The following is a 21,615-nucleotide window of genomic DNA, read 5'->3' as shown; positions in this document are numbered from 1 at the left end:
ATGCCGGATTACCAGAAGATCAAACAGGAACTCGAAGGCATCGCCATCGAGGACAATCCAGCGCTGGTGCGCCAGAAGAGCCGGGACTTCTATTGGTACTCCCCCGTGCTGAAGGCGCAGCTCGATGGCGTCACCGCCGATCTGGTGGTCACGCCGAAGAACGAGGCCGAAGTCATCCAGACGCTGAAGGTGGCGTTCGCCCACGGCGTCCCGGTCACCCCGCGCGGTGCCGGCACCGGCAATTACGGCCAGGCCATGCCGCTCTCCGGCGGCATCGTTCTCAATCTGGCCGCCATGGACCAGATCAAGGAAATCCATCCCGGCCGGGTGATCTGCGAACCGGGGATCATCATCGCCCAGCTCGACAAGCAGACCAAGGCGCATTCCGGTCAGGAGCTGCGCTTCCATCCTTCGACGGCGCAGACGGCGACGATCGGCGGCTTCATTGCCGGCGGCTCCGGTGGTGTCGGATCGATCACCTGGGGCGGCCTGCGCGATATCGGCAACATCATCCGGCTGCGGGTGGTGACCATGGAGGCCGAGCCGCGCGTGCTGGAGCTGACGGGCTGGGACCTGCAGAAGGTCAGCCACGCCTATGGCACCAACGGCATCATCACCGAGATCGAGATGCCGCTGGCGCCCGCCTACGACTGGGTCGACGTGCTCGTCGGCTATGACCAGTTCATGGACGGCGTGCGCTACGCCGATGCGCTGGCGAAGTGCAACGGCATCCTGACCAAGGAGATCGCCCCGATCGCCGCCCCCATCCCCTACAGCTACTTCACACGCCACAAGCCTTATATCCGCGAGGCGCAGTCGGTCGTGGTGGTGATGGTGGCGCCGCATTCGATCGACGCCTTCGCCGCGTTTACGGCCTCGCAGAAGGGCGAGATCATCTTCCGCTCCGACAAGGTCGAGAGCATGAAGGGCATTCCGCATGCCTATGAGCTCGCCTGGAACCACACGACGCTGCGCGCGCTCAAGGTCGATCCCGAGTACACCTATCTCCAGGTCCAGTATCCCGGCCCCGACCATGTGGCGAAGGTCGCCAAGATGGTCGAGATCTTCGGTGACGAGGTACCCGGCCATCTCGAGTTCATCAAGTTCGACGGGCAGATCCAATGCTCAGGCCTGCCGCTGGTGCGCTACACCACGGAAGAGCGGCTGGAGGAGATCATCAAGATCCACCAGGACCATGGCTGCCCGATCTTCAATCCGCACCGCTATACGCTCGAGGAAGGCGGCATGAAGCAGACGGACAAGGTGCAGCTCGCTTTCAAGCACGAGACCGATCCGAAGGGCCTCCTCAACCCCGGCAAGATGATTGCCTGGGAGAACCCCAACTTCGATTTCTCCGCCGGCGAGAACTATCTGTTCCCGGGCCTAGCCTCGGTGATGGAGAGCGCATGAGGGTTCTGGTCCTTCACTCGCATCCGGTGGAATCGAGCTACGGCAAGGCGCTCTATCAAAAGACGCTGGAGAGCCTGAAGGCGGCGGGCCATGAGGTCGATGCCTGCGACCTCTACGCCGAGGATTTCGATCCCGTTCTGTCGCGGCATGACCGGCTGGTCTACCACGACTATCCCGAGAATACCGAGCTGGTGAAGGACCATGTCGAGCGGCTGAAGCGGGCGGAGGGGTTGGTCATCGTCACCCCGATCTGGAACTTCGGCTTCCCGGCGATCCTGAAGGGCTATTTCGACCGCGTCTGGCTGCCGGGCGTGTCCTTCGAACTGGTGGACGGGAAGGTGGAATCCCGTCTCAGGCATATCCGCAAGCTCGGCGCGGTGCTGACCTATGGAGCCACGCCTTTCCGCGCCTTCGTCGCCGGCAATCCGCCGAAGAAGATCGTCAAGCGGGTGCTGAGGGCGCAGATCAATCCGGTGCGCCCGGTGACCTTTCTCGCCCACTACGACATGAACAACTGCACGGAAGAAACGAGGGCGGCATTCATGGGGAAGGTCGAGACGGCAATGGGGCGGTTTTAGAGGAACGCTGGCTTGCTTACCTGCCCGGCTCAACGTTGGCGAAAAGCTCGGCTGGAAATCGAGATCGGATTTCCGGATGGATCGCGCGCATTGGCGTAAACGTATCCGTCGGCCTTGTGCACCGGACCGAATTCCAGGCCCTCGGCTGCGCGAGCAGCGCAGAAGGTAACGACATCTTCAACCGCAAAGACCAGCTTGACTGCTGACTGGCCCTGCCTCACCGCCTTGCCCGCTTGATGAACCATTATACGGCTGCCGCCGTTTTCGTTCACTAGCTCGACTATTCTATCAGCATCGTCTCTCAATATGCTGAACAGGAAATGTTTTTTGTAAAATTCAACGGTAGCTTCTATGTCTTTGGCGTAGATCACGACGGCACCCAGCTGAACAGACAATACGACCTCCTACAGCGTGACCACCTTCGCCGCCGTCACCTCGACCTCGACCAGAAACTCCGCCCGCGTAAAGCCGCCGACGACGAGCAGCGTGGAGACAGGCTTGGGGTCGAGCGTGTAGCGGTCGCGCACCGCCATATAGGCCGAGAAGTCCTCGCGGCGGGTCACGAAGCCGGAGATGCGGATCACGTCCGCATAGGTCATGCCGGCCTCCTCCAGGATCGTGCCGATTGCCTTGAAGCAGAGTTCCGCCTGAGCGGTGACGCCTTCCGGAATGGTGTCGTCAACGGCTATGCCGAGCTGCCCTGAGGTCACCAGCAGCGAGGCGCCTGGCGGCACGAGGAGGCCGTGATTGTAGTTGCCAAAGGGCTTGCGAACAGATGGGGGATTGATCGCGTTCTTCATGAAAACCTATATTTCGCAATTCTTTATGGTTCATTGTTGATATCCAAGACGAAGATCACTCCGCCTTGTCGGATGCGAATACAATACTGGCATCGCTGACGATGGCAACATGCGAAAAGGCGGCCTGGCTGGCTGCAGCGCTATCGCCGCGCATGATCGCCGTGACGATGACGTCGTGCTCGTCATAGGACTTGGCGAGGCGCCCTGGGAGCCGGAATTGCGCACGGCGGAAGGGCGCAAGGCGTGCGCGGGTCTGCGTCACCATTTCGTAGATATGGTCGTTATGGGCGCCGCGATAGAGCCTGGTGTGGAACTCCGTGTTGTGGGCGGCGTAGTCTTCCTGGGCGTTGGCGTGAACCAATCTCGCCGATGCGCGATGTTCGAGTTCGAGCGCGTGGCGCTCATCGACGGTCATGCGTTCAGCGGCCAGCCGTGCGCAGATGGCTTCCAGTTCCGACATAGCCTCGAACATGGAGTGCAGATAGGCTTCCGTGACATTCGCGACCACGGCGCTGCGGTTTGGTTCGCGATCGACGAGACCCATGGCGCCCAGTTCGCGCAAGGCCTCGCGCACCGGCGTTCTGGAGACGTCGAAACGGACAGCAAGGGAGAGTTCATCCAGCCGCTCGCCGGGATGCATGACGCCGGTGACGATCATATCCGCGATGGCGCGCACCATCTGCTCGACGGTGGTGCCTGTGCGTATGACCTGTCTGCGCCTGATCTGCTTCACTTCAGAACTCTGCATTTCATATTGCATACAGATGAATGGCGAAACACGGAAAGTCAAATAATTTCATATTTGCAGTGTCTTATGCACTTATGTGAATGTCTATATGCAGCATTTCTTTGGTGTTATCAGCCGCATACGCCGATTTTTCGCACATGGATGCATTTTTAATCACATCTAGATTGCAATCTGCATACAGTTTACGCGCTCTCGCCTCCCCTCTTTTGAAAAATACGCAATAACAACGGGTTAAAAGCTGGCACGCTCATTGCATGCACTTTCTCCTGCAACCATTTGTTTGACGCGGCCTTGCCGCAGGGAGAATCGCAATGACCAAGCTCCTTTCCATGAATCGCCGCCATTTCCTCCAGGCTTCCGCCGCCGGCGCGCTGGCGATGACGCCGGGCCTGCTGTCAGGTCGCGCCATGGCGCAGACTGCGCTGACCATCGGCTTCATCTATGTCGGCCCCAAGGACGACTATGGCTATAACCAGGCACATGCAGAAGGTGCCGCAGCCGTCAAGGCAATGCCTGGCATCACCGTCGTCGAAGAGGAAAATGTGCCTGAGACCGTCGATGTCCAGAAGACGATGGAATCGATGATCAATCTCGATGGCGCGACGCTGCTCTTCCCGACCTCGTTCGGCTATTTCGATCCGCACATGCTGGCCATGGCCGCGAAATATCCCGACATCCAGTTCCGCCATTGCGGCGGCCTCTGGCAGGAGGGCAAGAACCCGATGAATACCGGCTCCTATTTCGGCTATATCGGCCAGGGTCAGTATCTCAACGGGATCGCTGCCGGTTACGCCTCGAAAAGCAAGAAGATCGGCTTCGTCGCCGCCAAGCCGATCCCGCAGGTGCTGCAGAACATCAACTCCTTCCTGCTCGGCGCGCGCTCGGTCGATCCCGCCATCACCTGCCAGGTGATTTTCACCGGCGAATGGTCGCTGGCGGTGAAGGAAGCGGAAGCCACCAACGCGCTGGTCGACCAGGGCGCCGATGTCATCACCTGCCATGTCGATAGCCCGAAGGTGGTGGTCGAGACCGCGGCCGGTCGCGGCGCCTTCGTCTGCGGCTACCACGCCAACCAGAGCCCGCTGGCGCCGGAAAAGTATCTCACAGGCGCCGAGTGGGCCTGGGGCAACGTCTACATCGATTTCGTCAAGAAGGCGCAGGCCGGCGAGAAGCTCGGCAATTTCGTGCGCGGCGGCCTGAAGGACGGCTTCGTCAAGATGAGCCCGCTCGGGCCGGCCGTATCGGCTGAAGCCCGCACCAAGTTCGAGGCCGTCCATGCCGAGATCATGAGCGGCAAGTTCTCGGTCTTCAAGGGACCGATGAAGGACAACAAGGGCAACGTCATCGTCGCCGCCGACAAGGCGCTCGCCGAGGACGCCATCGAGCTCGAGAGCATGGACTATCTGGTCGAGGGCGTTGTCGGATCCACGGCTTAAGCCAGAGGGAGAAGCGTCATGACAATCGAGGCGAACACTCCATCCCTATCGCCTGCAATCTCCGATACGCCGGCGCGGTCCTTCCTGGGGCCGTTGCTGGAATGGCTGGCGCGGCGGGCCGAGCCCGTCGTCATCAGTCTCGGCGCGATCCTGGTCGGTCTGGCGCTTTTCTCGCTCTTCATCATGGCGGTCGGCAAGTCGCCGGCCGTGCTTTTCCAGCTCATGTATACCGGCGGCTTCGGCAGCTGGTTTTCGGTGCAGAACAGCCTCAGCCGTTCCGCGCCGCTGCTTCTGACGGCGCTCTGCGTGGCGCTGCCGGCAAGGCTTGGGCTGACGATCATCGGCGGTGAGGGAGCGGTGGTGCTTGGCGGCGTGGCGGCGGCGGCAATCGCCCTTCCCTTCATCGGCACCCTGCCCGCCATCCTGGTGCTGCTTCTGATGGCGGCGGCGGCCATGGTGGTCGGCGGCATCTGGATCGGCTTTGCGGGCTTCCTGCGGCACTATCGCGGGGTGAACGAGACGATCTCCTCGCTGCTGCTCGCCTATATCGCGATTGCGCTGATGAACCAGTTCGTCGAGGGGCCGCTGCGCGATCCAGCCAGCCTCAACAAGCCCTCCACAGCGCCGCTGCCGGCGGAATACATGATGGGCAAGATACCGGGCATGGACGTGCACTGGGGTCTGGTGATCGGTATCGTTGCCTGCACTGTCTCTTGGATCCTGATCGAGGTGACGAGCTACGGCTTTGCCGCCCGCATCGCCGGCGGCAATGTGCGCGCCGCGCAGATCCAGGGATTGCCGGTGGGGCGACTGATCGTCGGCTTCACGGCGATTGCCGGCAGCTTCGCCGGGCTTGCGGGCATGATCGAAGTGGCCGCCGTCCAGGGCAGCGCCAATGCCTCGATCGCGGCCGGCTATGGTTACACGGGCATCCTCGTCGCCTTCCTGGCGCGACACAATCCGCTGGCGATCATTCCCGTGGCCATCCTGCTGGGCGGCATCGATGCCTCGGGCGGGTTGATACAGCGGCGCATGGGCCTGCCGGATGCGACCGTGCTGGTGCTGCAGGGAACGCTTTTCGTCGTCATCCTGCTGTTCGAGACCTTCTACGGACGCTTCAAGATCTTCAACCCCGACCTTTGGAAGAGGAACCCGTGATGGACGATACCGGTATCGGCATATGGGGTGTACCACTGGCGATCCTCGCCGGCGCCATCCGTGTCTCCACACCCTTCATCTTCGTCAGCCTCGGCGAGACGATTACAGAGCGATCGGGTCGCATCAATCTCGGGCTCGAGGGAACGCTGGTCTTCGGCGCGATGACGGCCTACGCGGTAGCCGTCATGAGCGGTTCGGCCTGGCTCGGCGTGCTCGCGGCCATGGCGACGGGCGCCGTCTTCGGCCTAGTGCACGGCTGGATCTGCAAGTGGCCGAAGGTCAACGATATCGCGATCGGCATCGCCATGATGCAGTTCGGCCTGGGCATGGCCTTCTTCCTCGGCAAGCCCTTCATCAAGCCGGTGGCGCCGCATCTGCCGTCGATCCCGCTCGGCGGCTGGTCGAGCCTGCCGCAGGTGCAGGCGGCGTTGAACATCAATGTGCTCTTCGTCATCGGCGCGCTGCTCGCGGTGGCGCTGTGGTGGGCGTTCAAGAACACCCGCGTCGGCCTCATCCTGCGCGTCGTCGGCGACAGTACGGATGCGGCGCGGGCCATGGGCATCGATCCGGATCGCGTTCGCCTGCTCGCCACGGCGGCCGGCGGATCTCTAGCTGCGGTCGGCGGGGCCTATCTCTCGCTCTACTACCCGGGTTCCTGGAACGAAGGCATTTCATCCGGCCAGGGTCTGATGGCGGTAGCGTTGGTCATCTTCGCGCGCTGGAACCCGATCGGCTGCTTCCTCGCCGCCCTGCTCTTCGGTGGTGCGGGCGCGCTCGGCCCTGCCCTGCAATCGGTCGGCGTCACGCAAGGCTACTACCTGTTCTACGCAGCACCTTACGTGCTGACGCTCGCCATCCTGATCGCCACTTCCTCGCCCACTCGTTCGCTTGCGGGTGCGCCGGGGGCCCTGTCACTCACGAAATAAGTCACTCACCCAGTAATTCTGTTTTGAAATAGGGATTTAGCCATGAACGGTCTCGGCGGCCTCAACAAATCCGAACACGGCGTCGGCATCGGCCTTGTGCAGTTGCAACTCCCCGTGACTGTCACCAAGGAGGATCTGGCGCGGCAGACGCAGCTCATCGTCGACCTCGTCGGCAAGGCACGGCGCAACCAGCCGGGCATGGATCTCGTCGTGTTCCCCGAATATGCGCTGCATGGGCTATCGATGGATATCAATCCTGACATCATGTGCCGGCTGGACGGACCTGAGGTCGCGGCCTTCAAGAAGGCGTGCCTGGACAACAGGATCTGGGGCTGCTTCTCGATCATGGAATTCAACCCCGGCGGCATGCCCTATAATTCCGGCATCGTCATCGACGACACGGGCGAACTGAAGCTCTATTACCGCAAGCTGCATCCCTGGGTGCCGGTCGAACCATGGGAGCCAGGCAATCTCGGCATTCCCGTCATCGATGGTCCAAAGGGCGCCAAGCTGGCGCTGATCATCTGCCATGACGGCATGTTCCCCGAGATGGCGCGGGAGTGCGCCTACAAGGGCGCCGAGATCATGATCCGCACGGCGGGCTATACCGCGCCGATCCGCGACAGCTGGAAATTCACCAACCAGTCCAACGCCTTCTGTAACCTCATGGTCACCGCGAGCGTGTGCATGTGCGGCTCTGATGGCACCTTCGACAGCATGGGCGAAGGTATGATCTGCAATTTCGACGGATCGATCATCGCCCACGGCACGTCCGGCCGGGTCAACGAGATCATCACCGCCGAAGTCAGGCCTGACCTGGTGCGCGAGGCGCGGCTCGGCTGGGGTGTGGAAAACAACATCTACCAGTTCGGCCATCGCGGCTATGTCGCCGTCGCGGGCGGCGCGGGCGACGCGCCCTACAGCTACATGCACGACCTGATCGCGGGCCAATACAAGCTGCCGTGGGAAGCGGACATCAAGATCACCGACGGCACCTCCTGCGGCTTCGACAAGCCGGCGAGGCGCTATGGCGAAACATTCAAGCTTGCGGGCGAATAGAGGAGACGGATGATGGACATGATGACCGAGGCAAAAGAGCACTACGTCAAGGCCGATCCCTATCCCTGGCCCTATAACGGGGCGCTCAGGCCCGACAATACGGCGCTCATCATCATCGACATGCAGACCGACTTCTGCGGCAAGGGCGGCTATGTCGATCACATGGGCTACGACCTCGCTTTGGTGCAGGCGCCGATCGAGCCGATCAAGGCGGTGCTGAAGGCGATGCGCGCCAAGGGCTACCACATCATCCACACCCGCGAGGGCCACCGGCCCGACCTCGCCGACCTGCCGGCCAACAAGCGCTGGCGCTCGCAGCGGATCGGCGCCGGCATCGGCGACGCCGGGCCTTGCGGTCGCATCCTGGTGCGCGGAGAGCCGGGCTGGGATATCATTCCCGAGCTCTATCCTCTCGACGGCGAAGTGATCATCGACAAGCCGGGCAAGGGCTCGTTCTGCGCCACGGATCTCGAACTGATCCTCAACCAGAAGCGCATCGAGAACATCATTCTTACCGGCATCACCACCGACGTCTGCGTCTCCACCACCATGCGCGAGGCCAACGACCGCGGCTTCGAATGCTTGCTGTTGGAGGATTGCTGCGGCGCCACCGACTACAACAACCACCTCGCAGCCATCCACATGGTGAAAATGCAGGGCGGCGTGTTCGGCTCGGTTTCGAATTCCAAGGCCCTGATCGAGGCGCTCGTCTGATGCCATCAATGCGTGCCCAGGTCTTTCGCGTGCCGGCCGACGGGCCGGATGATGTCTCCGGCGTCGAGGCGCTGTTTGCTGCCGGCTTGAAGCCGGAGAATGTCGTCGCCATTCTCGGCAAGACCGAGGGCAACGGCTGCGTCAACGATTTCACCCGTGGCTATGCGACATCGAGTTTCGAGGCGCTGTTTCGCCGACACGGCGTCGAGGGCGTGTCGATCGTTATGTCCGGCGGCACCGAAGGGGCGCTGTCGCCGCACTGGACGGTGTTTGCCCGCGAGGAGACCGAAGCGCCGGCGACACGGGCGCTGGCGATCGGCGCGGCACGGACGCCTGCCCTGCCCTCGCATGATCTCGGACGCCTGGCACAGGTGCTGATGGTGGCCGAGGCCGTGAAGGCCGCGATCCGGGATGCCGGGATCGAGGATATGTCGGATGTGCATTTCGTGCAGATCAAGTGCCCGCTGCTGACGACGCAGCGGATCGCGAAGGTCGAAGCATCCGGCAAGACCGTCGCCACGCGCGATACGCTGAAATCCATGGGGCTTTCGCGCGGCGCGTCGGCGCTTGGGGTCGCGGTGGCGCTTGGCGAGATCGATGCGGACGAGATCACCGATGGCGATATCGGCATGCGTCACGAACTCTATTCGCGCTGCGCGTCGGCATCCGCCGGCGTCGAGTTGCTGGATCACGAGATCGTCGTGCTCGGCATGAGCTCCAAATGGTCCGGTCCGTTCCAGATCGACCATGCCGTCATGCAGGACGCAATCGATGTGCAGTCGGTCAAGGCAGCTTATGCGCGACTGCCTTCGGGCAAGCTTGCGGCGGTGCTGGCCAAGGCGGAACCGGACCCGAGCGGCCAAGTGCGCGGCAAGCGGCACACCATGCTCGGCGATTCCGATATATCCGGCACGCGCCATGCCCGCGCCTTCGTCGGCGGCGTGCTTGGTGGCGTGTTCGGAACGACCGATCTCTACGTCTCGGGTGGCGCCGAGCATCAGGGGCCGCCCGGTGGCGGTCCCGTGGCAATCATCGTCGAAAAGGAAACCTGAAGTGAGCATAGTCCGCGACACGCCTCTTCCGCAGGCCGGCAAGGCCGTCGGCATCCAGACCCTAGACATGACCATGCGCTTCGGCAGCTTCACGGCGCTCGACCACGTCTCGGTCGACATCCCGGCCGGCAGCTTCCACGCGCTGCTCGGCGAAAACGGCGCCGGCAAGTCGACGCTGGTGAAATGCATCATGGGTTTCTACCACCAGACCTCGGGCTCGCTGTCGGTCGATGGTCGCGAGGTGGCGGTCGCCTCGCCCAAGGATGCGGCGACTTATGGGCTCGGCATGGTCTACCAGCATTTCACACTGGTGCCATCACTGACCGGCGCCGAGAACCTCGTCATCAGCCGTGCCGCAGTGCCCGCGATCATCAACTGGGCCAAGGAGCGCAAGGACCTTGCCGCCTTCATGGAGCGGATGCCATTCAAGATTCCGCTCGACCGGCCGGTGAGCGAATTGGCGGCCGGTGAGAAGCAGAAGCTGGAGATCGTCAAGCAGCTCTATCTCGGCCGATCCTTCCTGGTGCTCGACGAGCCTACCTCGGTGCTGACGCCCGCCGAGGCCGACGAAATGCTCGGGCTGGTGCGCGGGATGACGGAGCGCGGCGAGCTGACCGTGCTGATGATCTCGCACAAGTTCCACGAGGTCACCAAGTTCGCGGACGCCGTCTCGATCCTCCGGCGCGGCAAGCTGGTGGGATCAGGCAAGGTCGGCGAGCTCTCCACGTCCGATATGGCGGCGATGATGATCGGCGATGTGAAGCTCGCCGATCTCGACACGCGTGTGCCGGTGTCGTCGGCCGCCAAGCCGGTTCTGAAGGTCGAGAAGGTGAAGGCGCCGGATCGGTCCGGGCTGAAAACGATCGAGATCGACAACCTGACGGTGCGATCCGGCGAGATCGTCGGCATCGCCGGCATTTCCGGCAACGGCCAGAAGGAACTGACTGAAATCCTCGCCGGCCAGCGGACGACCGATGCGGGCACCGTCGAAGTCAATGGCGACGCCTACGGCGCGACGCGGCCGGAAACGCGACGCAACAATGTGCGCTTCATCCCCGAGGAACCGCTGCAGAACGCCTGCGCGCCGAAGATGACTGTCAGCGAAAACCTCGCCTTCCGCACCTTCGATCTGAAGGCCGACGGCAAGGATGCGATCTGGCTCAGCAAGGGCAAGATGCGCAAGCGCGCGACCGACCTGATCGCCGATTTCAAGGTGAAGACCGCGTCGTCGTCCTCGCCGATCGCAGCCCTTTCGGGCGGCAACGTGCAACGGGCGGTGCTGGCACGCGAGCTCACCGGCGAGGTCGATCTATTGATTGTCTCCAACCCGTGCTTCGGCCTCGATTTCTCGGCGGTGGCGGAGATCCGGGCGCGGATTATGCGGGCGCGCAATTCGGGTGCGGCGGTGCTGCTGTTGTCCGAGGACCTCGACGAACTGCTGGAGATGTCCGACCGGATCATGGTGATCTCGGAGGGCAAACTGGTCTATGAGACGCCGGCGCTGGCTGCCGATATCTCCGTGATCGGCGCGCATATGGCGGGGCATCACTGATGGCTGAAATCAAGGCGCAACCGTTTGATTTTCCTTTCCGAAAACAGGAGATCGCGCTCGTCGTCATCGACATGCAGCGCGACTTCGCCGAACCCGGCGGCTTCGGCGCCAGCCTCGGCAATGATGTCGGTCGGATCACCAGGATCGTGCCTGACGTCAAGCGGCTGATCCAGGGCTTTCGCGATGCCAGGCTGCCGGTCATTCACACGATGGAGTGCCACCGGCCGGACCTCTCGGACCTGCCTGCCGCCAAGCGCAACCGGGGCAAGCCGAGCCTCAGGATCGGCGACGAGGGGCCGATGGGGCGGATCCTGATCGCCGGCGAGCCGGGTACGGCGATCCTGCCGGAAGTCGCGCCCATCGATGGCGAAGTCGTCATCGAGAAACCAGGCAAAGGCGCCTTCTATGCGACCGAGCTTGGCGACGTGCTGAAGAAAAGAGGCGTCACGCAGCTGGTGTTTGCGGGCGTGACGACCGAGGTCTGCGTGCAGACGACGATGCGCGAGGCCAATGACCGAGGCTACGAATGTCTGCTCTGCGTGCAGGCGACCGAAAGCTATTTCCCGGAATTCAAGGAAGCCGCCATTGCGATGATCCGCGCCCAAGGGGCGATCGTCGGGTGGACGGCCGATATCGATGACATATTGGAGACGATCAGTCATGCCTGAGACAACGCGCGAACTGCTGACATCCGGCGGGTGGAAGGACTTGGCTTTCGGGCCGTTCCGCGATGGCGTGACCATCCACTGGATCAAGCCCTTCGAGGGCGACCAGCCGGGCGTGGCGCTGTTGAAATACGAGGCCGGCGCGTCCGTGCCCCGGCATCGGCATGAGGGGCTGGAGACGATCCTGGTGCTCGATGGCGTCCAGTCGGACGAAGCGGGCGACTATGGCAAGGGGAGCTATGTGGTCAACGCCATCGGCACCGAGCATTCGGTGTGGAGCGACACGGGCTGTGTGGTGCTGATACAGTGGGACCGGCCGGTGAAAATCCTCGAGGAGGTCGCGGCATGAGCACGCCCGCCTTCGATATCGCTTCGTTGCACGCCTTCTATGCCGCTGGCTGCACGGTGGCCGAGATCATCGATCAGATGTTCGCGCGGATCGCCGCCGTCGATGATCCCGGTATCTTCCTACATCTCGCCGACCGCCAATCGCTGCTCGCCGAGGCCGCCGCTCTCGGCGCCTTCGATCCGGCGGCAAAGCCGCTTTGGGGCATTCCCTTCGCCGTGAAGGACAATATCGACGTGGCCGGCATGCCGACGACGGCCGCCTGCCCCGATTATGCCTATGACGCGACCGCCGATGCGACCGTGGTGCGGCTGCTCAGGGAAGCCGGGGCGCTTGTGATCGGCAAGACCAACCTCGACCAGTTCGCTACCGGTCTCGTCGGCGTTCGTTCGCCCTATCCTATCCCGCGCAATGCGATCGATCCGACGCTGGTGCCGGGCGGATCGAGCTCAGGGTCGGCGGTGGCGACGGCGCAGGGGATCGTCAGCTTCGCGCTTGGCACGGATACCGCCGGCTCCGGGCGCATTCCGGCCGGGCTCAACAATATTGTCGGGCTGAAGCCGAGTGTCGGCGCGCTGTCGACGAAAGGCGTCATTCCTGCCTGCCGAACGCTCGACTGCGTGTCGATCTTCGCGCTTTCCGTCGATGACGCCTGGCGTGTCTTCAGCGTCGCCGCCCGGGAGGATGGCGAGGATGCCTATTCGCGCGCGGTGCCGGCGACGGGTTACGGCCGGCTGCCGCCGATGCTGACCATCGGCGTGCCCGCGAAGGCGGATCTGCGTTTCTTCGGCGATGCCGTGATGGCGGCATCTTATGAGGATGCGATCGATATGCTTCGGGGTCTTGGTCATCTGATCGTCGAAGTGCCATTCGGCGATTTCTACGATGTGGCCAACCTGCTTTACGAGGGCGCCTGGGTTGCCGAGCGTTATGCGGCGGTGAAGGATTTCTTCGATGCGCGTGAAGCAAGCTTCCACCCGGTAACCCGCAAGATCTATGGCGCGGCCAAGACGCTGACGGCGGCGGATGCGTTCAATGGATTCTATGCGCTGCAGGCGATGAAGCGGAAGCTCGCACCCGTGATCGCCTCCGTCGATCTCTTCTGCGTGCCGACGGCTCCGAGCCACTATACGCTTGCCGATCTCGCCGCCGAGCCGATCCGCGAAAATTCGCGGCTGGGAACCTACACCAACTTCGTCAACCTGCTGGATATGTGCGGCATCGCCGTTCCCACCGGCAAACGCTCGGACGGCCTGCCGGCGAGTGTCACCCTGTTGGCGCCCTTCGGCCGGGATGGGCTGACAGCATCGCTTGCCCGCGACATCCATCGTGCCTCCGGGCTGACGCTGGGTGCGACCGGTTGGCCGTTGCCGAATGCTGTGCAGCATGATGCGGAGATCGAGCCAGGGATCGATATCGTCGTGGTCGGGGCGCATCTCTCGGGGATGCCGCTCAACGGTCAGCTTCGCGAACTCGATGCTCGCTTTATGCGCGAGGCGCGGACGACGGATGCCTACCGCCTTTATGCGCTCGCCGGCCAGGTGCCCGCCAAGCCGGGGCTGATCCGTGTCGAAGCGGCCACCGGAGGCGCGATCGATGTGGAAGTGTGGCGGTTGACGCCGGATGCCTTCGGCCGCTTCGTGGCGGCGATCCCCTCGCCGCTCGGGATCGGCAGCATTTCGCTTTCGGATGGAACCGAAGTGAAGGGGTTTCTGGTCGAGGCCGTGGCCATCTCCGGTGCCGCCGATATCACCGGCTATGGCGGCTGGCGCAGCTATGTCGAGGCGGGATCGCAGCAGAAGGTCGGCGGCGCGCGATGATGTCGCGCGTTGGCTTAGGCCCCGCGCTCCAGGTTTTCCAGCTCGATCTCGAAGCTCATCTGGTCGTAAGCCGGGACGACATAATCGGGCGTTTCGGCCATGACGGTGTCGTAGTCGAGTGGGGTGTGCATGTGTGTGAGGATCGCGCGCTTCGGCTGCAAGCGACCGATCCATTCCAGCGATTGCTCCAGCGACAGATGGCTCGGGTGGTAGCGATATTGGAGCGCGTCGATGATCAGGACATCGAGGCCCTGCAGCTTCGGCACGGTTTCCGGCGGGAAGTCGCTGATATCGCTGCAATAAGCGACGTCGCCGATGCGGAAGCCGAGTGAGGTGATGTCGCCGTGCTGCTGCACGTGCGGGCGCAAGGAGATCGCACCGCCCGCGCCGGTGATATGAACAGGCTTGTCGAGATCGTGGATCACTCTTGCTTCGACGATCGGCGGATAGTTGCTTCCCGGTGGTGTTTCCAGGCAATAGCCGAAGCCTTGGCGGATGCGGTCCATGGTCGTTTCGTCGGCATAGATCGGCACGCGCTGCTGCGCGCCGAAATAGTAGCCGCGCAGGTCATCCAGCCCGTGAATATGATCGGCGTGCGGATGCGTGTACATCACGGCGTCGATATGCCCGACCTTGGCCGCGATCATCTGCTCGCGAAAATCCGGTCCGGTGTCGATGACCACGGTTGTGACGCCGCCGTTGGCATCATATTGCTGGATCATGAAGGAGGCGCGGGTGCGCCGGTTCTTCGGATTGTCGGGATTGCAGGCGCCCCAGTCGCCGGTGATACGCGGAACGCCTGGTGACGACGAGCAGCCGAGAATGGTGAACCGCCGCCTGTAGCCCACCGTGTCAGATCCTCGGCATCTTGGAGAAGCAGCGGAAGGCATTGTCCGTCGTGATCGCCGCCATCTCGGCATAGCTGAGGCCCAGCGTCTCTGCCAAGACCTCGGCCGTGTTGACGACATAGGACGGCTCGTTGCGCTTGCCGCGCCAGCGCTTTGGCGCCAGATATGGCGCGTCCGTTTCGACCAGCAGGCGGTCATGCGGGATGGTGGCGGCGATGTCACGCAGTTCCTGCGACTTCGGGAAGGTCAGGATGCCGGAGAAGGAAATGTAGCCGCCGAGCTCGACGCCAACGCGGGCCAGGTCAGCTCCAGCCGAGAAGCAGTGCAGGATGAAGGGGAAGGCGCCCTTCCCCGTCTCCTCCGTCAGGATCGCGGCCATGTCCTCGTCGGCGCTGCGGCTGTGGATGACCAGCGGCAGCTTCGTTTCGCGGGCCGCCTCGATGTGGCGCAGAAAGCCGGTCTTCTGGTCCTCCGGCTTCTGCGTGTCATAGAAATAGTCGAGACCCGCCTCGCCGATCGCCACGACCTTTTCATGCGCGTTCGCCAGGCGGATCAGGTCTTCGGCCTCAATGTCCAGCTCTTCGCCGGCACTGTTGGGATGCGTGCCGACGGAGCAGAAGACGGAGGGATACTTCTCGGTGATCGCGAGAAGACCGTCCAACTTGCGAACGCGCGTCGAGATCGTCACCATCTGCTTGACGCCACTATCGTGCGCACGCTTGACGATCTCGTCGCGCTCCTCCTCGAAGTCGGCGAAATCCAGATGGCAATGGGTATCGATCAGCATCTCAGCCTCACGCCTGCGGCGCGACGTAGCGCGGGAAGACCGGCGTCGGCGCTTCGAGCGGCGTGCCCGAAACCAGGCGACCGGCTTCACCCAAGGCCGTGAAGTCGCGCTTTTCGGCGGCAGCACCCACGAGATCGAGCATCTTTTCGGCCGAGCCCGGAACGAAGGGCTGCAGCAGGATGGCGATCTGGCGCACGACTTCGGCCGTGACGTAAAGCACGGTCTCCATACGAGCAGGATCGGTCTTCTTCAGCGCCCAGGGCTGCTGGCCGGCGAAATACCGGTCGGTTTCGGACACGACCGATATGATCGACGTCAGCGCGCGGTGGATGAGCTGCTTTTCCATGTCCTCGCGGGTCGAGGCGAGCAGCGCGTCGGCGGCTGCCAGCATCGCCTTGTCCTCGTCGGTCAGCGGGCCGCAGACGGGGATCTTTCCGTCGCAGTTCTTGACGATCATCGACAGCGAACGGCTGGCGAGGTTGCCGATGCCGTTGGCGAGGTCGGCGTTGATGCGGGTGCCGATCGCGTCCTCGCTGCAGTTGCCGTCATGGCCGAAGGAGATTTCGCGCATCAGGAAGTAGCGGATCGCGTCGAGGCCGAAATGCTTGATCAGCTCGAACGGATCGAGCACGTTGCCGAGCGACTTCGACATCTTCTCGCCGCCCTTGGCCAGCACGAAGCCATGCGCGAAGACGCGCTTGGGCAGCGGCAGCTTGGCCGACATCAGGAAGGCAGGCCAGTAGACGGCGTGGAAGCGAATGATGTCCTTGCCGATGATGTGGACGTCGGCCGGCCAATACTTCGCGCGCGGGCCGTTCTTGTCCTCGAGATAGCCGGTGGCAGTGAGATAGTTGGTCAGCGCGTCGACCCAGACGTACATGACGTGTTCCGGATCGTTGGGCACCTTGATGCCCCAGTCGAAGGTGGTCCGCGAGATCGACAGATCCTTGAGCCCCGACTTGACGAAAGAGATCACCTCATTGCGACGCTCGGCCGGGCCGATGAAATCGGGCTCGGCTTCATAGAGCGCCAGGAGCTTGTCCTGGTATTCGGAGAGCTTGAAGAAGTAGCTCGCCTCTTCCACCCATTCGACGGGCGTGCCCTGCGGTCCGTAGCGCACGCCGTCGGCGCGCAGCTCGGTCTCGTTTTCCTGGTAATAGGCCTCGTCGCGCACCGAGTACCAGCCGGCATAGCTGTCCTTGTAGATGTCGCCGGCGTCGGCCATCAGGTTCCAGATGTTTCGCGATGTCTCGTGGTGACGTTCCTGCGTGGTGCGGATGAAGTCGTCGTTCGAGGCGTTGAGGAGCTTGGCCATCGCCTGGAATTCGCCGGAGTTACGGTCGGCGAGTTCCTGCGCGGTGATGCCTTCGGCGCGGGCCGTCTGCTGCATCTTCTGGCCGTGCTCGTCGGTGCCGGTCAGGAAGAACACGTCCTTGCCGTCGAGGCGCTGGTAGCGCGCCATGGCATCCGTCGCGATCAGCTCGTAGGCGTGGCCGATATGCGGCTTGCCGTTCGGGTAGGAAATCGCGGTGGTGATGTAGAAGGGTGTCTTGTCTGTCATGGCGGCCATTCTCGTGCGGCTTATTCTTTGAAATCTATAGCCGCTCCTTAGCGCATGTGGCGGCGAAGCGAAACAGTAAGTTTGGAAAGCGATGCCTCCAACACGCAGCAGTGCAATCTTCGTGACCGCCGCGTGCTTGACTCGTTTTTTTCCGCATTCTACCCAAGGGAACCATAGAACAGGGTTCCGCAAACGTGACATCAGCCGTCCCCCGCGCCTACCGCTCCCACTTAGGCTTTTTGAATGCAGGCTTGGGGCCTGCGATTTGATGTTCTCCCATTTCGATCCGCTTTATTCGCTCTCGGGTTTCTTCGTCGGCGCGCTTGTCGGCATCACCGGTGTCGGTGGTGGCTCGCTGATGACACCGTTGCTGGTTCTGCTATTCGGCGTCCATCCGGCGACCGCCGTCGGGACCGACCTGCTCTACGCGGCCGTCACCAAGAGCGCCGGCACCGCCGTTCACGGCATGCATGGACGCATCAACTGGCGGATCGTCGGCTGTCTTGCCGCCGGCAGCGTGCCGGCTGCGCTAATCATGCTCTGGCTGCTGTCGGGCGTCGATCGCAAGAGCATCGAAGTCGCGCATACGATCACGACGGCGCTTGGCTGGCTGCTCGTCATGACGGCCTTCATGCTGGTATTTCGCAAACAGGTGCTGGCGTTCGCGCAGCGCTCCATGGGCGAACGGCGGACGCTGCGGCCGGCGACGCTTGGCATCCTCACTGTCGTGCTCGGGCTGGCGCTCGGTATTCTCGTGACGTTGACGTCGGTCGGCGCGGGCGCGCTGGGGGTGACCATCTTGCTCGTGCTCTATCCCAGGCTCGATGTGCGGGAGATCGTCGGCTCCGACATCGTCCACGCCGTGCCACTGACGCTGATTGGCGGCATGGGATACTGGATGATCGGCGAGATCGACTGGTTCATGCTTGCGGCGCTGCTCGTCGGCTCGATCCCGGGGATCATCGCCGGCAGCCTTTTGGCGCCGAAGCTGCATGAGCGGACCATCCGCCTTGTGCTGGCGGCAACACTTGCCGTCGTCGCCTACAAGCTTCTGACTTCCTGATCAGGGACTGACCGGATCAAGGTCCTGGCTGCTTGATGTCGCCGAGAATGCTGAGGATCGTCTGCTTGCGATCGAGATTGTAGGCGTCGGAGACGGTCAGGCGTTCGATGATATCGCTGTGCAAGCGCGACAAGCGCTCGGCCTGGGCCACCTGCCCCGCCAGCGCCGCAGCCTTCGCCTTGCCCATCAGATCGTCGCCGAGATGGCCCGCAAAGAACTCGAAGATCGTGTCGCTTTCCTTGCCAGACAGCGCGTCGGCCAGACGGTGCATCGCCTTGCGCGCCGATGGTCCCTGCAGGGTCAGAACCTCGTTGTAGGCGGAGATGATCTCGCCACCGCCGTAGTTCACCAGCTTCAGCGCTTCACCGACGCTGCCATTGGCGGATGCCAGCAGCGACGGGTCATTTGCGTCCACGCCGAGATGCCCCAGAGCCGAGCGCAGCGCATTGTCGCCGAGCGGCGACAGCTTGAGTGGCAGGCAGCGGGAGCGGATGGTGGGGAGCAGCTTGCCGGGCGCGTGCGAGATCAACAGGAACAACGCGCGCTTCGGCGGTTCCTCGAGGATCTTCAGAATGGCGTTGGCGGCACTTCGGTTCATGTCGTCGGCGGGATCGATGATGACGATGCGCCAGTTGCCGGTGCCCGATGTCTGCGAGAAGAAGCGGCCGGCGCGGCGCACTTCATCGACGGTGATCGCCGATTTCACCTTGCCCGTCTTCTCGTCCACCGGGCGGGCGAGATGCAGCAGGTTGTGCGAGGCGCCCGAATTGATCTGGCGGCTGACGGATGAACTCGGATCGGGATCGGCGATGATATCGGGCGCCGTCTCCGGGTCCGGATGCGAAAGGACGTGATTGGCGAAACGGAAGGCGAGCGTCGCCTTGCCGATCCCCGACGGCCCTTCCATCAGGAGGGCGTGGTGGCCCTTGCCCGAACGGTAGGACTGCGCGAGGAAGGCCTCGGCGTCTTCGTGACCGAAGAGCTTGGTGTTTTCGGGCGGCCAGATGGCGCCGTCGAGAAGGCTTGGGTGCTCGTCACTCATCGGTCGCACTCATCGCCGGCTCGGCGACCTTCGGGGCGTCTGCGGGCGCCAGCAACTGGCCGACGATCGAGACGATCTCTGCTGCGATCGCTTCCTCGGTCTGCATGGCGTTGACGACGTGGCAGCGCTCGGGTTCGCGCGAGGCTATGTCGAGGAAGGCTTCGCGGCGCTTCTCGTGGGTTTCGATCTCTTCCTTCTCGAAGCGATCGGGCGCGACGTCGCCGGCAGCACCCCTGCGCTTGGCGCGCTCAAGACCTGCCTTGGCCGGCAAGTCGAGCATCAGCGTGCAATCGGGAACGACACCGTTGATCGCGACGCGTTGCAGCGTTTCGATGAAATCGGGCTCCAGATTGCCCGTCACGCCCTGATAGACGCGCGAGGAATCCATGAATCGATCGCAGAGCACGACCTTGCCCTGACCAAGGGCCGGACGGATGATCTCTTCAACATGATCGTTGCGGGCGGCGGCGAAGAGAATCGCTTCCATGCGCGTTCCAAAGGATTCGGCAGCACCCGAGAGCAGCACATGGCGCACGGCTTCCGCACCCGGCGAACCGCCCGGCTCGCGCGTGACTACGACCTCATGGCCCCTGGCGCGCAAGGCATCGGCCAGTCGGCGGATCTGGGTGGACTTACCAGCACCCTCACCGCCTTCAAACGTAACGAACAATCCGGTAGCGGATGACAACAATATGTTCCTGCGATCTTGGCCTGCACTCAGTCGGCGCCAGTGGCACCTCGTCCGTACATCTAGCCGAAGATGATGGCGAGCGGAACCGCTTCGCGTCGATCTCTCAGCTTTGTCACAAGGTGAAACGCGACTATGGCGATCATGTGGGCTCGGCGGGCTTATCCCAGAGCCAGGAAAACAGCAGCGTTTCGCCGAGTTCCAACACAGCATCGACAGCGCGGCTGCTGAGAGTGCCCTCCTCGACCGCGGTCTTGGTGTAGAGCGGCACTTCGCGCAGCAGTCTGCTACCCGCGAAAAGACGCAGCGTTCCGATTTCGCGATCCGCCTCAACCGGCGCCGGCAGCGGCCAGTGATAGACGATGCGGGCGGCAAGCCGGTCGGGATTGTTGACCGGGATGTAGACGCTGATCGGGCTTTTGGCGACGAGTTCGACGCTGCGCGATGCGCCGCCGTAAACGCTTGCCGTTCCGATCACCTCGTTTTCCGCGAAGAGCTGGCGGATCTCGAAGGCGCTGAGGCCCCATTCGAGCACGCGCTTGGCTTCCTCGGTGCGCTCCTTGTCGGATGCGATACCGCCGAGCGTCATGAACAGCCGGCGGCCGTTGCGCTCGGCCGACGCCACGATCGAGTAGCCCTCGCCTTCGGCAAAGCCTGTCGCCAGACCGTCGACGCCGAGACCGAAGCCGAGCAGCGGGTTGCGGTTGCGCTGGAAGATCTTGTTCCACTGGAAATCGGGCTGGGCGAAGTAGGGATAATAGGCTGGATAAGCCTGTTGCAGCCGCTCCGCCAGCGCGACCATGTCGTAGGCCGTGGTCTTGCTCTTGCCATCGGGCAGACCGGTGGAGTTGGCAAAAAGCGAGTGCTGCATACCCAGCGTCTTGGCGCGGCGCGTCATGCTTTCGGCAAATGCCGGCTCGCCGCCGCTCATGCCCTCGGCGAGAATGATGCAGCTGTCGTTGGCGCCCTGGATGGCGATCCCGCGCACGAGATCCTCGACACGCACATTGGATTTCAGCGCCGCGAACATGGTCGCGGTGCGCGACGGCGCGCCGCCGGTGCGCCAGGCAAATTCGGAGACGGGATATTGGGTGTCGAGCGTGATCTGCTTGCTCGTCAACGCATCGAATACGAGCTCGACCGTCATCAGCTTGGCAAGCGAGGCCGGCGAGAAGGTCTGATGTTCGTTCTTGGCAAGCAGCACCGTGCCGGTCGACGCTTCGACCATATACGCCTGCGCCGCCTTGGTGACGAACGACTGGTTGGCGTCGGCGGGTGCCGCCACGGCATCGGTCGAAACGACCTGAGCCAGCGGCAACAGGCAGACACAGAGACGAAGCATATGTTTCAGCATCGAAACCC

The 21,615-nt window shown here is 63.0% G+C and carries 22 protein-coding genes; 13 read left to right on the top strand and 9 right to left on the bottom strand.

What is annotated here, in order from left to right:
• Entirely contained in the window at positions 1–1,410 is a 1,410-nt protein-coding gene (locus ACIQUB_RS07830) for an FAD-binding oxidoreductase (RefSeq protein WP_113235722.1), read from the top strand.
• A complete protein-coding gene (locus tag ACIQUB_RS07825; RefSeq protein ID WP_113235723.1) occupies positions 1,407–1,988 on the top strand; it encodes an NAD(P)H-dependent oxidoreductase in 582 nt (193 codons plus the stop codon). Before ACIQUB_RS07830 ends, ACIQUB_RS07825 begins: the two co-directional genes overlap by 4 nt.
• A gap of 29 nt (positions 1,989–2,017) precedes the next feature.
• Here the strand turns inward: ACIQUB_RS07825 and ACIQUB_RS07820 are convergent, their stop codons facing one another.
• Genes ACIQUB_RS07820 through ACIQUB_RS07810 form a run of 3 tightly spaced genes read right to left on the bottom strand, consistent with a single transcriptional unit; the run spans position 2,018 to position 3,521 of the window.
• Complete coding sequence (locus tag ACIQUB_RS07820; RefSeq protein ID WP_113235724.1) at positions 2,018–2,383, bottom strand: VOC family protein; 366 nt, start codon at positions 2,381–2,383, stop codon at positions 2,018–2,020.
• A 9-nt stretch (positions 2,384–2,392) separates the two neighbouring features.
• On the bottom strand, positions 2,393–2,788 hold the full coding sequence (locus ACIQUB_RS07815) for a RidA family protein (protein WP_113235725.1): 396 nt from the start codon (positions 2,786–2,788) through the stop codon (positions 2,393–2,395).
• A 55-nt stretch (positions 2,789–2,843) separates the two neighbouring features.
• Positions 2,844–3,521, bottom strand: coding sequence for a GntR family transcriptional regulator (locus tag ACIQUB_RS07810; RefSeq protein WP_113235841.1), 678 nt, complete (start codon positions 3,519–3,521; stop codon positions 2,844–2,846).
• Positions 3,522–3,847: 326 nt separating this feature from the next.
• Between ACIQUB_RS07810 and ACIQUB_RS07805 the strand changes: the two genes are divergently transcribed.
• Genes ACIQUB_RS07805 through atzF form a run of 10 tightly spaced genes read left to right on the top strand, consistent with a single transcriptional unit; the run spans position 3,848 to position 14,264 of the window.
• Positions 3,848–4,972: a BMP family ABC transporter substrate-binding protein gene (locus tag ACIQUB_RS07805; RefSeq protein ID WP_113235726.1), complete on the top strand. Its 1,125-nt coding sequence runs from the start codon at positions 3,848–3,850 to the stop codon at positions 4,970–4,972.
• Positions 4,973–4,990: 18 nt separating this feature from the next.
• Positions 4,991–6,130: an ABC transporter permease gene (locus ACIQUB_RS07800; RefSeq protein WP_113235727.1), complete on the top strand. Its 1,140-nt coding sequence runs from the start codon at positions 4,991–4,993 to the stop codon at positions 6,128–6,130.
• Positions 6,130–7,056: an ABC transporter permease gene (locus ACIQUB_RS07795; RefSeq protein ID WP_113235728.1), complete on the top strand. Its 927-nt coding sequence runs from the start codon at positions 6,130–6,132 to the stop codon at positions 7,054–7,056. The genes ACIQUB_RS07800 and ACIQUB_RS07795 overlap by 1 nt, the downstream gene beginning before the upstream one ends.
• Before the next feature lie 42 nt (positions 7,057–7,098).
• Complete coding sequence (locus ACIQUB_RS07790) at positions 7,099–8,115, top strand: formamidase (protein ID WP_113235729.1); 1,017 nt, start codon at positions 7,099–7,101, stop codon at positions 8,113–8,115.
• Positions 8,116–8,127: 12 nt separating this feature from the next.
• The gene (locus tag ACIQUB_RS07785; protein ID WP_113235730.1) at positions 8,128–8,829 is read left to right on the top strand and encodes an isochorismatase family cysteine hydrolase; all 702 of its coding nucleotides are present in this window, start codon (positions 8,128–8,130) and stop codon (positions 8,827–8,829) included.
• Positions 8,829–9,881, top strand: a complete 1,053-nt coding sequence (locus ACIQUB_RS07780) for a ring-opening amidohydrolase (protein WP_113235731.1) — start codon at positions 8,829–8,831, stop codon at positions 9,879–9,881. The genes ACIQUB_RS07785 and ACIQUB_RS07780 overlap by 1 nt, the downstream gene beginning before the upstream one ends.
• Before the next feature lies 1 nt (position 9,882).
• Positions 9,883–11,433, top strand: a complete 1,551-nt coding sequence (locus tag ACIQUB_RS07775) for an ABC transporter ATP-binding protein (protein WP_113235732.1) — start codon at positions 9,883–9,885, stop codon at positions 11,431–11,433.
• Entirely contained in the window at positions 11,433–12,101 is a 669-nt protein-coding gene (locus tag ACIQUB_RS07770; RefSeq protein ID WP_113235733.1) for an isochorismatase family cysteine hydrolase, read from the top strand. The genes ACIQUB_RS07775 and ACIQUB_RS07770 overlap by 1 nt, the downstream gene beginning before the upstream one ends.
• Positions 12,094–12,447, top strand: a complete 354-nt coding sequence (locus ACIQUB_RS07765; RefSeq protein WP_113235734.1) for a cupin domain-containing protein — start codon at positions 12,094–12,096, stop codon at positions 12,445–12,447. Before ACIQUB_RS07770 ends, ACIQUB_RS07765 begins: the two co-directional genes overlap by 8 nt.
• Positions 12,444–14,264 (top strand): allophanate hydrolase, encoded by a 1,821-nt coding sequence (gene atzF, locus ACIQUB_RS07760; RefSeq protein WP_402929112.1) that lies wholly within the window; start codon positions 12,444–12,446, stop codon positions 14,262–14,264. The genes ACIQUB_RS07765 and atzF overlap by 4 nt, the downstream gene beginning before the upstream one ends.
• A gap of 14 nt (positions 14,265–14,278) precedes the next feature.
• On the opposite strand, the gene ACIQUB_RS07755 is transcribed toward atzF, so the two are convergent.
• The 3 genes from ACIQUB_RS07755 to metG are packed head-to-tail and all read right to left on the bottom strand — an operon-like array spanning position 14,279 to position 17,460.
• The gene (locus ACIQUB_RS07755) at positions 14,279–15,112 is read right to left on the bottom strand and encodes an MBL fold metallo-hydrolase (RefSeq protein WP_113235736.1); all 834 of its coding nucleotides are present in this window, start codon (positions 15,110–15,112) and stop codon (positions 14,279–14,281) included.
• Positions 15,113–15,116: 4 nt separating this feature from the next.
• Positions 15,117–15,899, bottom strand: a complete 783-nt coding sequence (locus ACIQUB_RS07750) for a TatD family hydrolase (RefSeq protein WP_113235737.1) — start codon at positions 15,897–15,899, stop codon at positions 15,117–15,119.
• 7 nt (positions 15,900–15,906) lie between these two features.
• Entirely contained in the window at positions 15,907–17,460 is a 1,554-nt protein-coding gene (gene metG, locus ACIQUB_RS07745; RefSeq protein WP_402929111.1) for a methionine--tRNA ligase, read from the bottom strand.
• A 268-nt stretch (positions 17,461–17,728) separates the two neighbouring features.
• On the opposite strand from metG, the gene ACIQUB_RS07740 reads away from it, so the two are divergent.
• Complete coding sequence (locus ACIQUB_RS07740) at positions 17,729–18,523, top strand: sulfite exporter TauE/SafE family protein (RefSeq protein WP_113235738.1); 795 nt, start codon at positions 17,729–17,731, stop codon at positions 18,521–18,523.
• Positions 18,524–18,539: 16 nt separating this feature from the next.
• Here ACIQUB_RS07740 and ACIQUB_RS07735 read toward each other — a convergent pair whose 3' ends face one another.
• The 3 genes from ACIQUB_RS07735 to ACIQUB_RS07725 form a co-directional block, all read right to left on the bottom strand.
• Positions 18,540–19,565: a DNA polymerase III subunit delta' gene (locus ACIQUB_RS07735; RefSeq protein ID WP_113235739.1), complete on the bottom strand. Its 1,026-nt coding sequence runs from the start codon at positions 19,563–19,565 to the stop codon at positions 18,540–18,542.
• A complete protein-coding gene (tmk, locus tag ACIQUB_RS07730) occupies positions 19,558–20,253 on the bottom strand; it encodes a dTMP kinase (RefSeq protein ID WP_402929109.1) in 696 nt (231 codons plus the stop codon). The genes ACIQUB_RS07735 and tmk overlap by 8 nt, the downstream gene beginning before the upstream one ends.
• Positions 20,254–20,395: 142 nt before the next feature.
• The gene (locus ACIQUB_RS07725; RefSeq protein WP_113235741.1) at positions 20,396–21,607 is read right to left on the bottom strand and encodes a D-alanyl-D-alanine carboxypeptidase family protein; all 1,212 of its coding nucleotides are present in this window, start codon (positions 21,605–21,607) and stop codon (positions 20,396–20,398) included.
• Between the last annotated feature and the right edge of the window lie 8 nt (positions 21,608–21,615).

Source organism: Rhizobium sp. NPDC090275, assembly GCF_044772225.1.
Classification (GTDB): domain Bacteria; phylum Pseudomonadota; class Alphaproteobacteria; order Rhizobiales; family Rhizobiaceae; genus Rhizobium.
The sequence above is the reverse complement of the archived record's forward strand: the minus strand, read 5'-3'. Positions and strand labels throughout refer to the sequence as shown.